The organism is Roseobacter sp. N2S, assembly GCF_031454055.1.
GTDB lineage: Bacteria > Pseudomonadota > Alphaproteobacteria > Rhodobacterales > Rhodobacteraceae > Amylibacter.
The window spans coordinates 332,516-352,619 of the sequence record NZ_JAVDQB010000001.1; the positions used below are offsets into that span (position 1 = coordinate 332,516).

17 protein-coding genes are annotated in these 20,104 nt (G+C 56.7%); 6 read left to right on the forward strand and 11 right to left on the reverse strand.

Going from position 1 to position 20,104, the window contains the following annotated elements; translation table 11 throughout:
- Together GGE09_RS01650 and GGE09_RS01655 are read left to right on the forward strand one after the other, a co-directional pair.
- Nucleotides 1-837, forward strand: a complete 837-nt coding sequence (locus GGE09_RS01650; RefSeq protein ID WP_309744807.1) for a carbon-nitrogen hydrolase family protein — start codon at nt 1-3, stop codon at nt 835-837.
- Nucleotides 834-1,271, forward strand: a complete 438-nt coding sequence (locus GGE09_RS01655) for a MarR family transcriptional regulator (RefSeq protein ID WP_309743209.1) — start codon at nt 834-836, stop codon at nt 1,269-1,271. The genes GGE09_RS01650 and GGE09_RS01655 overlap by 4 nt, the downstream gene beginning before the upstream one ends.
- On the opposite strand, the gene ubiG is transcribed toward GGE09_RS01655, so the two are convergent.
- Complete coding sequence (gene ubiG / locus GGE09_RS01660) at nt 1,261-2,001, reverse strand: bifunctional 2-polyprenyl-6-hydroxyphenol methylase/3-demethylubiquinol 3-O-methyltransferase UbiG (RefSeq protein WP_309743212.1); 741 nt, start codon at nt 1,999-2,001, stop codon at nt 1,261-1,263. The genes GGE09_RS01655 and ubiG overlap by 11 nt on opposite strands.
- A gap of 63 nt (nt 2,002-2,064) precedes the next feature.
- On the opposite strand from ubiG, the gene pip reads away from it, so the two are divergent.
- The gene (gene pip / locus GGE09_RS01665) at nt 2,065-3,030 is read left to right on the forward strand and encodes a prolyl aminopeptidase (protein ID WP_309743214.1); all 966 of its coding nucleotides are present in this window, start codon (nt 2,065-2,067) and stop codon (nt 3,028-3,030) included.
- Here pip and GGE09_RS01670 read toward each other — a convergent pair whose 3' ends face one another.
- From GGE09_RS01670 to GGE09_RS01690, 5 genes are all read right to left on the reverse strand, one after another.
- A complete protein-coding gene (locus tag GGE09_RS01670; protein WP_309743216.1) occupies nt 3,031-4,170 on the reverse strand; it encodes a benzoate/H(+) symporter BenE family transporter in 1,140 nt (379 codons plus the stop codon).
- Between the two features lie 92 nt (nt 4,171-4,262).
- The gene (locus tag GGE09_RS01675; protein ID WP_309743218.1) at nt 4,263-6,296 is read right to left on the reverse strand and encodes an NADPH-dependent 2,4-dienoyl-CoA reductase; all 2,034 of its coding nucleotides are present in this window, start codon (nt 6,294-6,296) and stop codon (nt 4,263-4,265) included.
- 94 nt (nt 6,297-6,390) lie between these two features.
- A complete protein-coding gene (locus tag GGE09_RS01680; RefSeq protein ID WP_309743220.1) occupies nt 6,391-6,777 on the reverse strand; it encodes a hypothetical protein in 387 nt (128 codons plus the stop codon).
- Between the two features lie 16 nt (nt 6,778-6,793).
- Complete coding sequence (locus tag GGE09_RS01685; RefSeq protein ID WP_309743222.1) at nt 6,794-7,567, reverse strand: DUF6478 family protein; 774 nt, start codon at nt 7,565-7,567, stop codon at nt 6,794-6,796.
- Between the two features lie 127 nt (nt 7,568-7,694).
- The gene (locus tag GGE09_RS01690) at nt 7,695-8,330 is read right to left on the reverse strand and encodes a hypothetical protein (protein ID WP_309743224.1); all 636 of its coding nucleotides are present in this window, start codon (nt 8,328-8,330) and stop codon (nt 7,695-7,697) included.
- 67 nt (nt 8,331-8,397) lie between these two features.
- On the opposite strand from GGE09_RS01690, the gene GGE09_RS01695 reads away from it, so the two are divergent.
- The 3 genes from GGE09_RS01695 to GGE09_RS01705 all read left to right on the forward strand — a co-directional run bounded on the left by GGE09_RS01695 (nt 8,398) and on the right by GGE09_RS01705 (nt 11,615).
- Nucleotides 8,398-9,339 (forward strand): type II CAAX endopeptidase family protein, encoded by a 942-nt coding sequence (locus tag GGE09_RS01695; protein ID WP_309743226.1) that lies wholly within the window; start codon nt 8,398-8,400, stop codon nt 9,337-9,339.
- Between the two features lie 63 nt (nt 9,340-9,402).
- On the forward strand, nt 9,403-10,329 hold the full coding sequence (gene accD / locus GGE09_RS01700) for an acetyl-CoA carboxylase, carboxyltransferase subunit beta (protein WP_309743228.1): 927 nt from the start codon (nt 9,403-9,405) through the stop codon (nt 10,327-10,329).
- A 50-nt stretch (nt 10,330-10,379) separates the two neighbouring features.
- Entirely contained in the window at nt 10,380-11,615 is a 1,236-nt protein-coding gene (locus GGE09_RS01705) for a folylpolyglutamate synthase/dihydrofolate synthase family protein (RefSeq protein WP_309744809.1), read from the forward strand.
- A gap of 70 nt (nt 11,616-11,685) precedes the next feature.
- On the opposite strand, the gene trxA is transcribed toward GGE09_RS01705, so the two are convergent.
- The 5 genes from trxA to GGE09_RS01730 all read right to left on the reverse strand — a co-directional run bounded on the left by trxA (nt 11,686) and on the right by GGE09_RS01730 (nt 20,101).
- On the reverse strand, nt 11,686-12,006 hold the full coding sequence (gene trxA / locus GGE09_RS01710) for a thioredoxin (RefSeq protein ID WP_309743229.1): 321 nt from the start codon (nt 12,004-12,006) through the stop codon (nt 11,686-11,688).
- Between the two features lie 62 nt (nt 12,007-12,068).
- Nucleotides 12,069-15,446 (reverse strand): double-strand break repair helicase AddA, encoded by a 3,378-nt coding sequence (gene addA, locus GGE09_RS01715; protein WP_309743231.1) that lies wholly within the window; start codon nt 15,444-15,446, stop codon nt 12,069-12,071.
- Nucleotides 15,446-18,412, reverse strand: coding sequence for a double-strand break repair protein AddB (gene addB, locus GGE09_RS01720; RefSeq protein ID WP_309743233.1), 2,967 nt, complete (start codon nt 18,410-18,412; stop codon nt 15,446-15,448). Before addB ends, addA begins: the two co-directional genes overlap by 1 nt.
- Nucleotides 18,405-19,097: a nucleotidyltransferase family protein gene (locus GGE09_RS01725; RefSeq protein ID WP_309743235.1), complete on the reverse strand. Its 693-nt coding sequence runs from the start codon at nt 19,095-19,097 to the stop codon at nt 18,405-18,407. The genes addB and GGE09_RS01725 overlap by 8 nt, the downstream gene beginning before the upstream one ends.
- A complete protein-coding gene (locus GGE09_RS01730) occupies nt 19,094-20,101 on the reverse strand; it encodes a phosphotransferase (RefSeq protein WP_309743237.1) in 1,008 nt (335 codons plus the stop codon). The genes GGE09_RS01725 and GGE09_RS01730 overlap by 4 nt, the downstream gene beginning before the upstream one ends.
- Nucleotides 20,102-20,104 lie beyond the last annotated feature (3 nt).

Genomic DNA, 20,104 nt, shown 5'->3' on the forward strand with positions numbered 1-20,104 from the left:
CTGCGCGTTGGTCTGACCCAGCTGAATTGCGGCGATGATTCCGCTGCCAATCTGCCCCGAACACAGGGGCTGATTGCGCAGGCGGCAGATCAGGGCGCAACACTGGTCGCCACGCCAGAGGTTACAAATATCGTTTCGACCAGCCGCAGCCATCAAATCGACGTGTTGCACCACGAAACGGATGACCCGACCCTGCAGGCCCTGCGCGAGCAAGCCAAAGAACTGGGTATATGGCTGCTGATCGGGTCTCTTGCGCTGAAAACCGATGATCCCGACGGGCGCTTTGCTAACCGCAGCTTTCTGATTGATCCTAATGGTGCGATCACCGCCCGTTACGATAAAATCCATATGTTTGATGTGGTTGTCAGCGAAACTGAATCCTACCGCGAAAGTGCGGGCTATCGCCCCGGGCAAGCGGCTTGCCTTGCGCAGACGCCCTTTGGCGCGCTCGGCATGACCATCTGTTACGACATGCGGTTTCCCGCGCTTTATCGGGATTTGGCGCAGGCGGGGGCAGGGATTTTGACTGCTCCTTCGGCCTTTTCCCCTGTCACAGGGGCGGCCCATTGGCACAGCCTGCTGCGGGCACGGGCGATTGAAACCGGCAGTTTTGTCATTGCGCCCGCCCAGACCGGCGACCACGCCATTTCGCAGGGCAGAGCCAGATCCACCTATGGTCATTCGGTGGTCATAGACCCTTGGGGCACGGTTTTGCTGGACGCAGGCACGGACGTTGGCGCCTTTGTGGTTGATCTGGACCTGTCTTTGATCGAAACCACGCGCGGCAAAATCGCCTCCCTGACCCACGACCGCGCCTATGAAAAACCGCAGGCATGAGCGAGACACCTGACATCTCGCTTGCGATCGGGCTGCTATCCGAGGTTGTGGCCGCCGATCAACTGATCAAAGGCACCCTGTCGCGCAAACTGCCCAAAGGGATGGAAATGTCCCATTTTTCCGTGCTGAACCATCTTAGCAATTCGGGCGAAAAGACCCCCGCGCAACTGGCGCGAAATTTTCATCTGACCAAGGGCGCCATGACCAATACCCTGAAAAAGCTGGAGCTGGCGGGTTATATTCACATCCGCCCCGATTGGGACGATGCGCGGCGCAAACAAGTGTCGATCAGTAACGCAGGTCGCGTGGCGCGGGAACTAGCGCTGGAACAACTGGTGCCGGAATTTGAAAAAATCATCACCGCATTGGGTGACCAGAACATCCGTCAGACTCTGCCTGTGCTGCGGGCTTTCCGGCTTGCGCTTAGTTCTTAAGGCTGGCGGTCACATAGTTCACACTAAGATCCCGATCAGAAATCGACCAGTTCCACAGTAAGGGATTGAACACAAAACCCTTGCGATCCACAGGGGTCAAACCAGCGTTTTCGATCAGCTTGTACAGTTCATCAGGTGTGATGAATTTGGCCCAATCGTGCGTGCCTTTGGGCAGCCAGCGCATGATATGCTCTGCCCCGATAATCGCCATCATATAGCTTTTGGGATTCCGGTTCAGGGTCGAGCAAATCATGATCCCACCCGGTTTTAGCAACTGATGACAGGCGGTCAGATAGGCCAGCGGATCGGCTACATGCTCGACCACTTCCATGTTCAGAACCGCATCAAATTGTTCGCCCGCAGCGGCCAAATCCTCGGCTGTTGTGTGGCGATAGTCGATATCAAGCCCCATCTGCGCGGCATGGACCTGCGCCACCGGAATATTCCCCGCAGCAGCATCCGCCCCCACAACTGTTGCGCCAAGCCGTGCCATCGGTTCTGACAGCAATCCGCCACCACAACCGATATCCAGAATCCGCAACCCCTTCAGACTGTCGAGCGCCGCGCGATCCCGCCCGTATTCCGCCGTGATCTGATCCACAATATACCCCAGCCGACAGGGATTCAGCATATGCAGCGGTTTGAACTTGCCGTTTTCATCCCACCACTCTGCGGCCATTGCCTCAAATTTAGCAACTTCTGCGGTGTCGATTGTTGTTGCTGCTGCCATTGCGCTCGGGTCCTTGAACTGCCAAGGTTGGGGGGTCCAACCACCAGGTAATATAGACCAACCATGCGAAATTCCGAGAGCCAAATTGGCGCATCCCGCACGCTTTACCCTGTGATCCAGCCGTTTAACCATTTCGTGCTTAATGTGCCGGGGGATCACACGCTTTACGTCGAAGAATGTGGCAACCCCAATGGCATTCCTGTGGTGGTGCTGCATGGTGGTCCGGGCGGTGGATGCAGCCCGGGAATGCGGCGGTTTTTCCATCCTGATATCTACCGCGTTATCCTGTTTGATCAACGTGGCTGTGGGCGGTCTCGTCCCCATGCCAGCGTCGAACATAACACCACCTGGGATCTGGTCGCGGATATCGAACTGATCCGCGAAAAACTGGGCATCGAAAACTGGATTGTGTTTGGCGGATCATGGGGGGCGACGCTGGCGCTGCTGTATGCTGAAACCCACCCAACCCGTGTGAACCATCTGGTGTTGCGCGGTGTGTTCACCATGACACAGGCCGAATTACAGTGGTTCTATGGCGGCGGCGCCGCGGCGTTCTTCCCCGATGAATGGGATCACTTTGCAGGTCTGTTGCCGTATAATGAACGGGACGATGTGATCGGAAACTACGCCAAGCGCCTGTTTTCAAACAACGAAGACATCCAAGTCCGTTTTGCCCGCGCCTGGACCGAATGGGAAAGCGCGCTGGCCGCCCTTGAACAATCCCCCAATCGGGGCGTGGTGCCAGCCGCCTATGCGCTGGCCTTTGCCAAGATCGAAAACCATTATTTCAAAAACGCAGGCTTTCTGCGCGAAGATGACCAGATCATCAAAGACATCCACAAGATTGAACATATTCCGGGGTCTATTGTGCAGGGGCGCTATGATATGATCTGCCCGCCCCAAACCGCCTATCGCCTTCGGGATCACTGGCCTGCTGCGCGGCTGATCACTGTGCCCTCGGCTGGGCATTCCTTATCTGAACCGGGCATCACATCCGCGCTGATTACCATCATGGATGAACTGTCGTAATCAGCGTTTCAGGCGTTCTAACCCCAAGGCCAGCAATCCTGCTACCAGCCCCCAAAAGGCCGCGCCAATGCCAAAGGCGCTGACTCCTGATGCCGTAACCACAAAGGTTAACGCAGCGGCAAAACGATAGCGTTCCTCGGCAAATCCGGCAGTGGCGGCACCGATAAATGGCCCCAACAAAGCAACCCCCGCAACGGTGGCAATCAACGCGGGCGGGAAGCTGGCGAACATGCCAACCAATGACGCACCAAACAGCGCTAGAACCCCGTAACAGGCGGCATAAATCGGCCCCGTTAACCACCTTTTGTCGGGATCGGGATGGGTATCCGGCCCCGTACAAATCGACGCTGTAATCGCCGCAAGGTTGGACGTATGTGCGCCGAAAAATGCTGTCACCACTGATGCGATACCTGTTACGCCAAGGATCGAGCGGGACGGCGCGTGATAGCCAGCCGCCCGCAAAACCGCAAAGCCCGGCAGGTTCTGCGATGCCATCGTCACCAGATACAACGGCACCCCGACCCCCAACATCACGGCAAAATCAAACTCTGGCGTGACCCAAACCAGCCGCGAAACCTGTAAAGCGTCTACGGGTTGTAACAAGTCCAACCCAAACGCCAAGCCAATGCCCAAGGCCAAAACACCTAGCACCGCCCACATGGCCGAAAACAAGCGTAACACCAAAAAGGCAAAAATTAACGGTAACACCAACAGTGGAGTCACGGTGGCAAAATCAAAGATCGCAACCACAAATTGAAATAAAACGCCCGCCAGCATAGCGGACGCAATGGCCGCAGGAATCCGCTCGATCATATCCCCAACAACCCGAAACGCTGCGGTGATCAGGATCAAAACCGCTGCAACCAAAAACGCGCCGACGGCTGCTTCAAAATGAACCCCGCTGGTGGCCGCAATCAGCGCCGCACCCGGGGTGGACCATGCCGTAATCACCGGCATCTTATGACGCAAACTTAGAATCGCCGTCGTCGCCATCATGGAAATACACAGCGCCGCCACCCAAGACGCTGTCTGCGCCTGCGTCGCGCCAACCGCCTCTGTTGCGGCCAAAATCACGGCGAGCGAGCCACCAAATCCGACCAAAGCCGCAACTATTGCTGAAATGATAACCGAAGACCGCATACTGCCCCGCAAACTGGTTTTTCAGACAGCTTTAAGCGTTCGGGCAAGGCAGGAAAACCCCGCCTCGCTTCAATGTTTCTCAAATACTCAAATCAAAGCGCCGCCGCCAAACGAGACCCCTGATGGATCGCCCGTTTCGCATCCAGTTCCGCTGCAACATCCGCGCCGCCGATTACATGGCACGCAATGCCCTTGGCTTCCAAATCATCTGCTAGGGATCGGTTTGAAACCTGCCCCGCGCACATCACGATTGTATCCACTTCGATCAGTTTTGGTTTTTCTCGCGCCTCACCAAAACTGACGTGCAGCCCTTGATCGCTGATCCGCTCGTAATTCACACCAGCCAGCATTTCCACATTCTTCATGGCTAGCGCGGATCGGTGAATCCACCCTGTCGTCTTGCCTAACCCCTTACCAAGTTTGGATGATTTCCGCTGCAACAGGGTCACCTGACGGGCGGGGGCTTCGGGCTGTGCGCCTTCGGGGGCCAGTCCGCCGCGGGTGTCTTCGGGATCGCCCACACCCCATTCCCGCTTCCACAGGTCCAGATCCTCGGTCGGGCTGGTGCCTTGGTGGACCAGATATTCTGCCACATCAAAACCGATACCGCCCGCTCCGATCACGGCCACGCGCGGCCCGACGGCAACCTTGTTGCGCAGCACGTCGATATAGCTGACCACATTAGGCCCGTCCTGCCCGTCGATCTGGGGATCGCGCGGGGTGACGCCTGTGGCGATGATCACGTCATCAAAACCTTGCAGATCGTCGGCAGTGACAAATTTTCCCAAGTGAATCGAAATTTCCGCGTCAGAAACCGCTTGGGTGTAATAGTCTACCAGACCGAAAAATTCTTCTTTGCCAGGGACTTGTTTGGCCATGTTCAATTGCCCGCCCAGTGTGTCTGCGCTATCAAACAAAGACACTTTGTGCCCGCGCTGGGCGGCGACCAAGGCGGTGGACAATCCCGCAGGCCCGGCCCCGACAATTGCAATATTCTTGGCCTTGGCAGCGGGAGAATAGACCAGTTCCGTTTCCGAACAGGCCCGTGGATTCACCAGACAAGAGGTTAGTTTCATGGAAAACGTGTGATCCAGACAGGCCTGATTGCAGGCAATACAGGGCGCGATACTGGCGGCTTTGCCTGTGGCCGCTTTGTTCACAAAATCCGCATCTGCCAGAAACGGGCGGGCCATGCTGACCATGTCAGCGCAGCCTTCGGCCAGAACGGATTCAGCCACATCTGGGGTGTTGATGCGGTTGGATGTGATGATCGGGATGGAAACCGATCCCATCAGCTTTTTCGTCACCCAACTGAACGCACGGCGCGGCACGCTGGTGGCGATGGTGGGGATGCGGGCCTCGTGCCAGCCGATGCCGGTATTGATGATGGTGGCGCCTGCGGATTCAACCGCTTTGGCCAGTTGCACCACTTCTTCCCAAGTGGATCCGTTCGGGATCAGGTCGATCATCGACAGGCGGTAGATCAGGATGAAATCGCGCCCCACGGCTTCGCGGGTACGGCGCACCACCTCGACTGGCAGGCGCATGCGGTTTTCATAGCTGCCGCCCCATTCATCGGTGCGTTTGTTGGTGTGGGTGACCAAAAACTGGTTCAGGAAATAGCCCTCGGACCCCATGATTTCCACGCCGTCATAGCCCGCGGTTTGCGCATTTACCGCGCAGGCGACGATGTCGGCGATTTGTTTTTCAATGCCAGCGGCGTCCAGTTCGGCCGGTGGAAACGGCGAAATTGGTGATTTCACAGGCGACGGTGCCACAGCTTTCGGGGTGTAAGCATAGCGCCCCGCGTGCAGGATTTGCATGGCGATTTTTCCGCCTGCTTCATGGACGCGGTCCGTCACAACCTTATGATGTGCAATGTCTTTTTCAGAATACAGCCCCGATGCACCCGGCATCACGCCGCCTTCAACATTGGGCGCAATGCCGCCCGTGACCATCAGGGCAACGCCGCCCCGCGCCCGTTCTGCGTAATATTCCGCAACGCGGTTCCAATCGCCGGTTTCTTCCAGTCCTGTGTGCATTGACCCCATAAGGACGCGGTTGGGTAGGGTGGTGAAACCCAAGTCCAGAGGTGCGAGTAAATTCGGGTAGAGAGCCTGTGCCATTTGCCGTGAATCCATCTGTAGAATGTCGTTGGCACAGCTTAGCTTACGTGAACGTCAATTGTCACGTAAAACGCCACGTTAACAGGTAGAGGGGTTAGCCCATGGTTTCGATGCAATGGCGCCGGAAGGCCCGTTTTAACATGTCCAATTCGCCGCGCAGCAATTCAATTTCCGCCCGCAGGTCTTCTTCCAAGGGTTCGCCAGTGATTACCGAAAACCGGTCCAGGATTTCGGAATCCCCTGCCAGCACCAGCAGGAAAGTCTGCACGCCATCGGTCAGGAATTGTTTCGGGATTTCCGCCGTGACCTGCCAGTTATCGCCGTCATTGCCCACAGCTTCTACCTGAACAGCGCCGACGACCTCTCCTAAGTGGAGCATTTCCAGCGCGGGGGTCGGGTTGCCCTTACCGCGGGCGCGCATCAGGCCAATGTATTTGCCGCCGATGATTTGCTTTTTGTTCAGCAGGAATTTCTTTGCCATAAGGCCCCCTAGACCGCTAGATCGACGCGCGTGGACGGCGGATCATCGTCACATCACGGATGGTTACTTGGTTCATAGAGGGGCCTTCAAAAATCAGATCGACCCACATGCTGTCGCCCCGTTCTTCATTAAACTGGGTATAATACAGATCAAATTCCACCCAGAAACTACGTGCGCCGATGTCCAACTCGCGTACGATCTGTTCGGTGTTTGGCCCGTGACGGATGTTCAGACGGGCAAACATTTCCTGTGCCCGCTCGCTTTCCACAATCATATCAAGGCGCAACAAGTGGCTGCGTTTCAATCCTTGCAGGGATTCGGGGGGCATTTCGATGGCCAGTGACAGGAAAGAGCCGTCGAAATTGAAAACATCCATGCGCAATCCAAAAGGCGAAAAGTCTTCTTCATGGGTGTTGCGGACCTGACGAAAGGCCAGTTCGGACTGGGTGCAATCGTGAAAAATCGTCACCTCGTCGCCGATTTTCTGTTTGCTGGTCACGGCGGCCAGACCGGATGGGTACACTGGCCCCGCCCAGGCCTGCGGGCGATAGGCCCATTCCGTGCGCGGCGGTTTGCGGATCGCGTTGGACCCGATCACAGGCAGGGTCAGACGGGATACGGCCACATGGTTAATCGTATCCACCACACGCCGGATCTGGTTGGCCTTGCGCCGCAGATTGCGCAGTTCGGACAAGGGCATGTTGCGCGCATCTTCGCGTCCCCCGCTCCAGAAACGCAAGATTTGACGATGCCGGAATTCGGCCAGAATGTTACGCAATCTATCAAACATGCCGTTGTGTTACACTTCACCCGTGAGAGTTTAAAGGAGGTCACCTGTGGTGTTACCTAGATTAGTGCCAATTTGGAAACAATAAGTTGACGGCTGTGAAATTGGGCAAAAAAGCCGTCCCAGGCCGCTAATTCAAGGATTGAATGCGACGGGCGATTTCTTCCATTTGGGCGAAAATCAGACCGTCTGGCATCAGGCTGTCCACAAAGTTGATCACCGAAACTGTGACCAGCCGATCCGACACCACAAAGAAAACCCGCCATTGTTCGGCGGTGGTGTCAGGGATTACCGGCCCGTCGGCATCCCGCGTGTGGACAAAATAGATGCCTTTTTCTTCCATTGTGCCCAGCACTTTGACCCGATCCGCCTTGCCTTTGCGCCCAAGGGCCGCGCGGCCCTTTTCAGATTGGAAATAACCTTCCAGATCGTGGGAGGCGATGGCGGCCTGAATGCCGGGTTTTGCCAAAACATTGATTAAAACCAAACCTTTAGCCGTGCTTGTGTTCGACGTTGTATCGCAAGGCCCCATCACAACAAATGCACCCGTGGTAGAAGCCCCGCTTTGCGTGTTGTTGAAGCAATAGCCCGCAGCCTGCCCCAAAGTGACCGCCTGCCCCGCCACGGTGACGACTTTGGTGTCTTGTGCCACCTCTGACGCCGAGGCAGACAGGCCGAAATTATTCGCATCAACACAGCCACACAACAGGGCGGCTGTCAGGCAGGCAATGCCAAAACGCATCTGGCGCAAGCAGTTGATTGTCATGATGTCACCCTCTAAACCACAGGCATACAGCAGGATCGCTGACGGCACCGGCGGAGGAATACAGCAGATGCTGCCACAAATGAATGACAAATTTGACGCATTTATTGCGCCTGCCCGCGAACACAAAGGTGGTTTGCTGTTTCTTGGGGCCGTGCTGTTTTTGATGCTGGTCTATACGGAACTGACTTTTGGCATTGTGGGCCTGTTCGGACTAGGCCTGTCGGTGTTGGGCGGAACAGACGTAGCGCAGGGGTTATCCTCGGTTTCCACTAATATTTCGGACCCCGTCACACCGCAAAGCATGATTGTGCTGTTGGTGACTTTCGTCAGTATGCTGGCGGCGGTCTGGCTGACGGTTGGTCTGTTTCGCGGCCAATCCATTCGTACGCTTCTGGGGCCGGGGGCGGTGCTGCGGAATTTCTTGACCACTTGCGCCCTTATCGCGCCCGTTGTTGTTGTGTTCTTTGTGATTACGCTGGTCGGGACCAGTGCGACCCCCAATCTGTCGCTGTCCGAATGGGTTTTCTGGATGCTACCCGCCCTGCCGTTGTTGTTGCTACAGGTGTCTTCTGAAGAGCTGGTGTTTCGGGGATATCTGATGCAGGAACTGGCCTCGCGGTTTTCCTCCCGCTGGATCTGGATTTTTCTCCCTTCGGTGATCTTTGGCAGTTTGCATTTCGATCCCAGTAAATTTGGCGCAAATGGTTTCCTTGTGGTGGCGGCCACAACGCTGTTCGGGGTGATAGCGTCTGATCTGACGATCCGCACCGGCAACCTTGGCGCGGCGATCGGGCTGCACTTTATGAATAACTTTATGGCGATGATGCTGGTGTCACTGGATGGCACTATGAACGGGTTGTCCTTGTTCGTAACCGAAACACATGTGTCAGAACATTCTGAGGTACGGGGCTTTTTGCTGACGGACATCGGGTCCATCATCGTTTTATACGCGATCTACCTGCTGGTGATGCGCTGGTTGGAAAGACGCCGTAAACGCCAGTATGAATAGCGGTGATTGCAATCAGCGGCGCACAGACTTAAATATGGACAACAGGCAAATCAGGACCAACCCATGAACTGGATTTCGAACTACGTTCGCCCCAAGATCAATTCTTTGTTTTCGCGCCGCGAAGTGCCCGACAATCTGTGGACCAAATGCCCCGAGTGCGACACCATGTTGTTCCACCGAGAGCTGTCGGACAATCTGAACGTCTGCTCTAGCTGTGATCACCACATGCTGATTACGCCGCGGGACAGGTTTCATACGCTTTACGACGGAGGTTTGTTTACCGAGGTGAAAGTCCCCGTGCCAAACGCCGATCCGCTGGGGTTCAAAGACCAGAAACGCTATCCTGAACGGATGAAAACCGCGCTGAAACAGACCGGTGAAAAAGAGGCGATGTTGGTTGCCGAGGGTTTGATCGGCCGTACCGAGGTTGTGACTGCGGCACAGGACTTTTCCTTTATGGGCGGGTCGATGGGCATGTATGTGGGCAATGCGATTATTGCCGCGGCTGAACGGGCTGTAAAAAAGAAATGCCCGCTGATCCTGTTTTCCGCAGCAGGTGGCGCGCGGATGCAAGAAGGTATCTTATCCCTGATGCAGATGCCGCGCACCACTGTAGCGGTGCAAATGCTGAAAGAGGCGGGGCTGCCCTATATCGTGGTGCTGACCCATCCCACAACAGGCGGTGTGACGGCCAGTTACGCCATGCTGGGGGATGTGCAGATTGCCGAACCCAATGCGTTGATCTGTTTTGCAGGGCCGCGTGTGATTGAACAAACCATCCGTGAAAAACTGCCCGAAGGGTTCCAGCGCGCTGAATATTTGCTGGATCACGGGATGCTGGATCGGGTGACCCACCGCAAAGCCATGCGCGACGAATTGATCAGCATTGTGCGGATGCTGACCCGTCAAACGCCGCCTGTCGCGGCGGATCTGCCGGCCCCTGTGCCCGCTCCGAAAGAAGCTGCAACCACAGAGGTCGCGACCAAGTGACCTCTGCCCCATCCGAGCCTATTCACAGTGACATCGTACTTGAACGGTTGATGTCGCTGCATCCGAAAATTATCGACCTGACGCTGGATCGCATGACCCATCTGCTGGCCGCGCTGGGCCATCCCGAACGGCACCTGCCGCCTGTGATCCATATTGCAGGGACCAATGGCAAAGGTTCGACCCAAGCCATGTTGCGCGCAGGGTTGGAAGCCGAGGGAAACAGCGTTCACGCCTATACCTCGCCCCATCTGGCGCGGTTTCACGAACGGATTCGTGTGGCGGGTGAATTGATCAGCGAAGACGACTTGATCAAGACCCTTGAAGCCTGCGAAACCGCCAATGGCGAAACGCCAATTACCTATTTCGAAATAACCACTTGCGCTGCATTGCTTGCCTTTTCGCAAACTCCGGCGGATTACACCCTTTTAGAGGTGGGTTTGGGCGGGCGTTTGGACGCCACCAATGTGATCGACAAGCCGGAAATCTGTGTGATCACGCCGATTTCCATCGACCACGAGGCTTATCTAGGCGACACGCTGGCCAAGATTGCTTTTGAAAAAGCGGGCATTCTAAAGCGGAACACGTTTTGCGTGGTTGGCCCGCAACAGGACGAAGCCCTTGAAGTGATCGAGCGTCAGGCCGCCAAGGTCGGCGCGACGCTGAAAATCTATGGCCAGCACTGGCATGTCTGGGAAGAAAACGGCCGCCTGTTGTATCAGGATGAAAACGGTCTGTGGGATTTGCCGATGCCCGCGTTGATCGGGGCCCATCAGGTGCAAAATGCTGGGGCGGTCATCGCCACTCTGCGCAATCTGGGCAAATCCGAAGACGCCGCCATAGATGCCATGTTGAACGCAGAATGGCCTGCGCGGTTGCAGCAGTTGAAATTCGGCCCCCTGATTCAAGAAGCTGGCGCTTGCGAGGTTTGGCTGGACGGTGGCCACAACCCCGCCGCGGGCTCCGCTCTGGCCGAGGCATTGGCCCGCCTGCCAAACCGCCCGCTGCATATGATCACCGGCATGCTGAACACCAAAGACGTGACAGGCTATTTGCGCCCCTTGGCCCAAAGCGCGGTGTCTTTACACGGGGTGTCTATTCCCGGGGAATCCGCCACGCTGTCTGCACAAGAAACCGTTGATGCGGCGCTGTCTGTGGGGATGGATGCGCATGTGGCCGATAGCGTGTCAGCCGCCATTGCCGATATCACCGCCCGCGATCCCGCCGCGCGGATATTGATCTGCGGATCCCTGTATCTGGCAGGTCGGATTCTGCGCGACAACGGCTAGGGCCAATCACGCAAGTGCATTAAAAAAGGGGCGCAGATGCGCCCCGATTTTAGTCAATGCGGTCAGCAGATTAGATGCCTTCGTTGATCCAGCTTTGCAGCGCAGCCTTGGGTGCCGCGCCGGTTTTGTTGGATACGACCGCACCGTCTTTGAACAGGAACAGCGCTGGAATACCGCGCACGCCCAGTTGTGCAGGCGAACCAGGGTTTTCATCCACGTTCACTTTGACGATTTTCACTTTGCCGGCCAGCTCTTCTGACAGTTCTTCCAGTGACGGACCGATCTGTTTGCAAGGACCGCACCATTCAGCCCAAAAATCGACCACAACAGGCAGGTCGGAATTGGTGACTTCGGCTTCAAAAGTTGCGTCTGTTACAGCTACAGTTGCCATTTTCTTTCTCCATAAGGGGATTCTTCACGTTACCCGCAACCTAAGAAGCGCAGGCGTTGAGGTCAAGATGTGGTAGGTGATTGCAAGTAATTCATCACAATGTCGTGCGGCACCGCCATGATCTGGCGGTTTATCGTCCACAGCACCGCAACCTCTACGTCGTGGTTGGGATAGATTTGCACCAGTGCTGCGCGGTAGGCGGCAAGCTGGCGCAAGATGCCATCCGGGATGGTTTCTGGGCTGTCAGGAAGGGTTGCGTTGGTCTTGAAATCTATAGCCAAAACCCGATCTTTTGCCACGATCAGACGGTCGATAATCCCGTCAATCCGCTGCCCGTCCAATTCGGCGATTTCAGCAGAAACCCCGACTTCAGCCAGAACATCACTGGTAAAAATATGGGCCAAATCGGGATCATCCAACACAGCGCTTGCTTCGGCCAAAACGCGGGTGAATTCCCCGTCATCCAGCGGCGTGCAATCCCCAACCAGCAACTGCTGCGCCTTTGTATGGCGATTCGCTGGCGGCGTTTTAGCCAGATGTTCCAGCAATAAATGCACCTGCCGCCCCTTGCGCAGAGCCGTGTCCTTATCCGCACCATCCAAACCGCCAAAGACGATCTTTGCCCCGCCCAATTCAGACGGAGACAGCGTTGCGGGCGGCTTTTCAACCGTTGGCGCTTGGGTATTAGCCCAGTCGGGCAGGGATGGCAGATCCGCTGTCGCGGTTTGTTCTACTTTGACCGGATTTTCGAACCAGTTGTGATGCACCGTCAAGCAGGCACCTACCTGCGGGACGTCTTCGGTGGTGACGGGCATCCAGTCGCTTTGCTCCATCGCCTCGGCCACCAGATTGTACCAGCTTGCGCCCTCTTTCCCGCGATCCCCCGCACCGGCCACAACCAGCCATTGTTCCGCCCGCGTTAACGCTACATAAAGCAGCCGCATCCGTTCCTGATCGGCGAATTCCTTGGCGGCCTCTTTGGCGTCATTTTGAACGGCTGGGGCCAAATCTTCGGGCGATTTCCACAGAAAACCGCCTTCTTTCAAAGCCATAATCTGCGAGGAGTCACTGTTCCCCTTGCGTACTTCGGTGTCTGGCAGAATCACAATCGGCGCTTCAAGACCCTTGGACCCATGCACGGTCATCACACGGATTTGCCCCGCGCCACTGTCCATTTCCCGCTTGATTTCCACCTTGCCCGCTGCGAACCAGTTCAGGAACCCGGGCAGGCTCGGGGCCTCTAACTGTTCGTACCGCATGGCTTGGGACAGAAGTTCGTCGATCCCGTCCTCGGCCTCTGATCCCAGCCGCGCAAGGATGTTTTCACGACCCTTGTGCAGGGTTAAAATCCGCTCGATCAATTCATAGGGGCGCATGAAATCCGCCTGTTTCAGCACATCGCGTAGAATTGCCAGTTGCGCGGGATAGCGCGTTTCGGCGGCGCGCATGGCCTGCCACAAAGACTCTTTCTCGCGGGGTTGGGCGACGCGGAACAGGTCGTCTTCGGAAAAGCCGAGAAGGGGGGAGCGCAGTGCTTCGGCGAGGGAAAGATCATCCTCTGGCAGGTCGGCAAATTTCAATAGTGACAGCATATCGCGCACGGCCAGTTCTTGGCCCACGTCCAGCCTGTCGGCCCCTGCAACTGGCAGATCAAGAAGTTTCAGCTCCTTGATAATATTGTGGAAAATCGGTCGACGCCCCTGAACAAGGATCAAAAAGTCACTTGCCCGAACAGCCCGACCTTGGCCCGGTAGTTCCTGTTTACGATCCAGAATGTGTTTAATCCAGCCTGCAATCTTACGGGCCAGAACCGTCTGGGGATTGTCTGGCGCTGGGGTGTCCACGGGCTTGAACCAAGGGGTGTCATCCTTGGTTTTTTCGGTCTCTTCAAACGGCCATAAATCTACGCGCCCCGGCAATTCGGTTTTGAAAGGCCGGTGCAAGGCGCGTTTCAGGAAACCAGTTCCCGCAGGCCCGTCAAACACCTTATCCACTAGGCGCAAAATCGGATCGGAGGAGCGGAAGGAATAGGTTAACTCCACCTCCTCCAGCCGTTTTTCCACACTGTTCAGCCGTTCGGAAAACCGTTGGCGCATCACATCGAATTCGGCAGGGTCAGCCCCTTGGAAGGAATAGATCGACTGCTTTTCATCGCCCACCACAAACACCGTGCGATTGGTGTCTTTGCCCGCATCGCCTGCGGTGAATTCGTCGGTCAACAACTTGACCACGTCCCACTGGCTGGGGCTGGTGTCTTGGGCTTCGTCCACCAACACGTGATCAATGCCGCCGTCCAGTTTGTACAGCACCCACTCTGCCGCTTTTGACCCAGACAACAGCCGCCCCGCGCGGGCGATCAAATCGTCATAGTCCAGCCGCCCCGTTTGGGTTTTCAACAGGTCATAACGGTCCAGAAAGGCGGTGGAAAAGGCGGCCATCGCCTCGGCCCGTTCCAGTGCAAGATGGTTAACGTACAGCCAGTAAACCTCTTCTGTGCGTTCCATAATTTCATTCAGCGCCTCAACCAATTCGGGATGGGCTTCACGGGTCGGCTTTTGCGATGGTAACTTGTCGAGCTTAGCGGAATAGGGTCCTGCCTTGGCGGTTCCGCCATATAATAACAACCCGCCCGCCACTTTCAAAAACGCCTCGATGCTATTGGCGGTGGCCAGTTTTTCCAGTTTGGGCGCATCTGTCTTGGTGGTTTGCTCGGCTTGAATAACCCGCGCGGCTTCAAGCAAAACTTCGCGGCTGTCGCGATCCAGAACATGCCCCAACATGGCAGAGGTGTCTTCATCGTGGGCGGTCGGGAATAAGGCGCGCACAAGGTTAATATCAAGCGCTTTGCGTTTGGAGGCGATTTCCGCCAGCAAGGCATCAGGTTCCAAGCCAGACATGAAACGCGCCAGACGATCCACAGCCGTGACCCCCGTGCCATCGGCCAGTTCTTCGAGGATTTCAGCCCGCATCAATTTGGCTTGGCGGTCCTCTAGCACTTCAAACTGTGGCGATACGCCAGCTTCCAGCGGAAAGCGGCGCAAAAGTTTGTCACAAAAGGAATGGATGGTCTGGATTTTCAGCCCGCCCGGGGTTTCCAGCGCATTGGCAAACAGGGTTCGGGCCTTGCGCATGGCCACCGCGTCCAGCGCCATGCCTTCGCCCAATTCGGACAGGGCAGCACGCAAATCATCGTCGGGCATCATCGCCCATTCGCCCAACCGCTTGAACAGGCGGTTTTGCATTTCGGCAGCGGCGGCTTTGGTGTAGGTCAGGCACAGAATTTTCTGCGGTTGGGTGCCATTCAGCAGCAAGCGGGCCACACGGTCGGTCAGCACGCGGGTCTTGCCAGACCCCGCATTCGCCGCCACCCAAGTGGATGCCTCGGGATCAGCCGCACGCACCTGTGCAAGGGTCGCATCGTCCATCGGTTTCGGGGTCATCACAGATCCCCCCCGACTGGAATATCTACGGGCGCATCGCTTTCTTCCCATTCGCCTTTGCGGGAAAGGTGATCAAATTCATAGGCATAGCTCATTTGTTGCATCCGTGTTCGGGCGGGAAACCCTTTGGTGTCGGATTGATAGGATTGCACCAGTTCGACAAATTCCTGCCAGACCTGATCAATATCCGCAGGGGTTATTTCCAGATCAAGGGTCTTGCCCACCGTGTCCTGCGCCGATCCGCTAAGCCCGATATATTCCAGCGTGACAGCGGTGCCCCTGCCAATTTTTTCAAAGCCACCCACCGCGGCTATCGCGGCTTCAAGCTGAAGTTGTTTGTTGAAAAATTCGGTCTGCGGGCGCGTGGGCGGAGAGCCTGATTTATAGTCGTAGATCAGGAAATTTCCAGCCGCGTCGGTGTCAATCCGGTCAGCTTTGGCAACCAGTTCGAAATCCAGATTTTCGATTGCGCGCAGGCCTTTGATTTCCTGTTTTGGAGACCCGCCTTTTTTACGGCGTTTGGTTTCTTCTTCGACAAACCAACCTGCAATCCGCGCCAGTCGGGCCAACCAGATCCGTTGCATGGCGGGCCAAGGTACCTCGTTGCGCAGCACCTCTTCGGCAATGCGCAGCAGGGCGCTGCGCGCCTTTTCGGGCAGGGTATCAGGATAGGCGGTGACGAATTCTTCGACAACTTTATGCAGGGCAATGCCACGGATCAGCGCGTCAGGTTCACGCCCCAAAGGGTCCAGCTGTTTGAGATGCAAAATCTTTTGCGCATAGACGGCATAGGGATCGCGGATCAGCCGTTCGACCTGTGTCACAGACAGTTGTTTCAGCCGTTTATCGGCGGGCGGCACGGGGGCAGGGCGCGGCGCGGCAGGCAGTGTTTCGGCGGGGCGATCCATTTGGCGGGCCAGTTGGACCCAGTGATAGCCATTGGCAATAAGGGTCTTTACCGCCTCTTTTCCAGAGTCGCCAAGCCCGTTCATCAGGTTCAAAATCCGCACGATCCAACGGGACGCCACAGTGGGAGCATCCCCATCGCGCACTGAATGGCTAAGCACCAGTTCACGCGCGCCGCAGCCTTGTTGAAAGTCATGGGCGGACAGGCCGATCAGCCGTTCGGGGGGCGGCAGGCCGATCTGTTTGCGCATGGCGCGGTTCAGCCACGGATCGGGGCTTTCGACACCAGGCCAAATCGGGTCATTCAGCCCGCCAAGGATCACCACATCTGCGGTTTCAACGCGGGCCTCCAGCGTGCCCCAGATGGCGATGGTCGGGTGTGATGCGCGGGCTTCGCGGGCGGTTTCGCCGCCCAGAACGTTGGAAAATAACGCGCGGTAGTCGGAAACGGATAAGGGGCCAGCTGCATCTGCATCGGCTTGTAACTTTTTGAAAACCTGTGCAGATTTTTCACCGGTTTCCAGTTTCCACAATTCGTGTTCTGCGGTTGCTGACGGGCCAGCAGCTAGAGATTCAGCAGTGTGTAGATGCAGCGCCAGCATGTCGGCCAAGTCCCCACCTGCCATGGTTTCCAGCGGTGCAAAACACCGTTCGATCCAGTCGGCCCAAAGGCGGCGTTCGGGGTTTTTCGTGTCTTTATCCACCCAATCCCGCAGGGCGTCGAAATCTACAAAGGGTGCGCCGCCGCGCAGTTTTTTCTTTTCGTATTCGCGGGCAAAACGGCGGCTGTCCCCTGCGGAAATGCCGCTGTCTGTCAGCGGGTGTTTCAGCAGTGCAATCAGGTCCAGCGGGGTCAGACGTTGCCCCATACAATTGGCCACCAGTCGCAGAAAAATACCCGGAGGTGTCAGGTGCAGAGGCCGACCTGCACTGTCATCGGGCAGGATATTCCAACGGTGCAACACGGCTGTCACCCGCCGCGTCAAGGTGCGGTCAGGTGTGATTAGGACTGCGCGTTTGCCTTGTTCGGCGGCTTCGCGCAGACGCAGGGCCAACGCCATTGCCTCTTCTTTCGGGGTTTCAGCCTCTATCAGGGACCAACCTGTGATGGCATCCGTCAAATCGGGCGCAAGTTTCGGGCCTTCGTCAAGCCATTGATCGGTAAAAGGCGCGGGGCGCATGGCCAGTGAAATCAACGCGTTGCGGGCCGGGTTTGCGGGCGGGTGATCGGACCAATCGGCAATATCCGCCAGCGCGACGCCAGCCTGTTTACAAAAGCCCGCCAAGGCGGATTGCGGGTTGTCCACGGATACGTTTTCGCGGGTCAGCGCGTCCCAGTTTTCGTCAGTTAACGCACGATCAAGACCGGGAAGGACCACCGCCCCTTGGGGCAGGGCTGCCACCGCCCGCATGAACAGCGCAGTTTCGCCCCGCGATGCGGTCGATCCGATGGCAAGGATCGGATGGGTCGGCGGGGTTTCCGCCCATTTCGCGGCAAAAGCAAGCGCAGCGGCCCGTTGGCGATCTTGGGGATCGGTGGGGGTTTCTATGTCCCAATGCTGGGCCAGAATGTTCAGGAAATCCAATGACCGCTGCCAGTGGCCGGATTGATCATCCACAGAAATATCGGCGAGCGCTGAAAGCGGGACACCCTCGCCCTGCATTTCATCCATCACGGCAGCCAGTGATTGTGCCAGATCGAATTTGGCGGATTGCGGCGCGATTGACCCGTCTGCGGCCAGCAAACCGCCCACCAGTTGCGCTAGCGTAAGTTGGCGGCGCAGTTTGGACACGGGATCGGGCAGGGTGATCGGCAGATCGGGGTGGCTGGCGATATTGGTGATGACGCGGATTTTGGGCAACAGCAGCGCCCCGTCTGCGATCAGCAGCTCTTTCAAACGGCGGGCCATCCGCTGGGTGTTCACAAAAATCTCTGTCTGGCCCAGTTTTTCGGGGCCGAACCCTGCCAGCCGTGTTTGCAGGCCTGTCACAAAATTGCGCGAGAAATCACAGCCCACAGGAATGGCGAAAACACGGGGTTTGTCGGTTGGGTCAAACATCCGCTAAGGCCTTTTCTGCAGCGGTAATGCCTGCGGGGCGGCCCACATCAACCCATTTTCCATCGTAAACCAGCCCAAAGGCGCGACCCTCGGCGATCATTTGATCCCAGAGCAGGTTAAGCGAAAACGCGGTTTCTTTGATGGCGGCCAATCGGTCGGTTTTCAGGATTTGCACGCCCGTATAAACATAGGGTGCAGCTGGGTTTTTGCCCCTTCGGGACAGTTGGCCAGCCGAGTTACAAACGAAATCACCTGCGCCTTTATGTTCGATGGTGTTGGCAATGGGCACAAGGATCAGCAGCGCGTCCATTTTGGCGGGGTCCCAATGGGATAGCAGCGCAGGGATCGGGGAATCGCCCACAAAGACCGCATCAGAATTAAGCACGATTACAGGATCGGCCCCCAACAGCGGTAGGGCGTTTTTCAGGCCGCCGCCGGTTTCCAGAATGTCAGGGCTTTCGCGCAGGCAGGTCACATGGGGTGTATCGCGCAGATGGTTTTCCAGATGATCGGCCAGATAATGGGTGTTCACCACGATATTTTCGATGCCATCCAGCAGGTCTAAACTATGATTTATCAGCGGCTTACCTGCCACAGGCAACATGGGTTTGGGTGTGCGATCTGTCAGTGGGGCCATGCGGGTGCCAAAACCTGCGGCGAAGACCATTGCGGATTTGGGGGTCATGGTTGTGATCCTGCGATCCGCGCTTGAATTTCGGGTGTCGGTTCAGGAACGTGGCGGGCCGCCCAAGCTTGCAGGGGCTTTAAGGCAGGATCAGTGAGATCACGCTGCAAATGCGCCCAAACGCGGGGCATGTGTTTCAGGTAGGTGGGTTTACCATCGCGCACGCACAGGCGGGCGAAGATGCCGATGATTTTGATATTCCGCTGCATTCCCAGAACGTTATAGGCGGATCGAAAGGTGACAGGATCAACGCCAGATTGCGCCACATAATGGTCGAACATGGCGGTTTGCAAGGCAGGGCTGGTGTCGCGGCGGGCGTCTTCGAGCAGGGACACAAGATCATAGGCGGGGTGGCCCAGTAGCGCGTCTTGATAGTCTAGTTGCCCTACCCGTTTAATCCCGTCACGATCCGCCAACCACAGTAGGTTTTCGGAATGGTAATCCCGCAGGGCAACTGTGCTTTGTTCAAATTCTGCGCAAGCCTTTGTAATCATGCCGTTAAACTCGGAAATTAGTTCTGGCGAAGTGTCTTGCCCTGTGGCGGCAGGCAGATACCAATCCGTCAGCAACTGCGCCTCACGCAAGTAGGTGGCGGCATCATAGGGGGCGATATCGGTTGGGGCAGGCGCTTTGGCCAGTTGCACCAGAACATCCACGGCTGCGGTGTAAAGCGGGGTTTCCAGTGCTGCGTCCTTGGCACACAGCCGTGCATAAAGATCATCGCCAAAGTCTTCGAGCAGCAACAACCCCGCATCCGGATCAGAGGCCAGAATACGCGGAGCAGAGGCACCAGCATCCAGCAGCCAATGGGTCATTTTTACGAAAGGGCGGATATCCTCGCCTTTTTCAGGGGGGGCAATCATCAGCACCGCAGCGCCGCGCGTGGCATCTTGCAAGCGATCATAGCTGCGGTTTGACGCATCACCTGCCAGATTGGCGCGTTTGGCTTTGTCCCATCCGGCGTCTTTTAGGAAATGGGCGATCAGCTGGGAACGGTCGGTCAAATC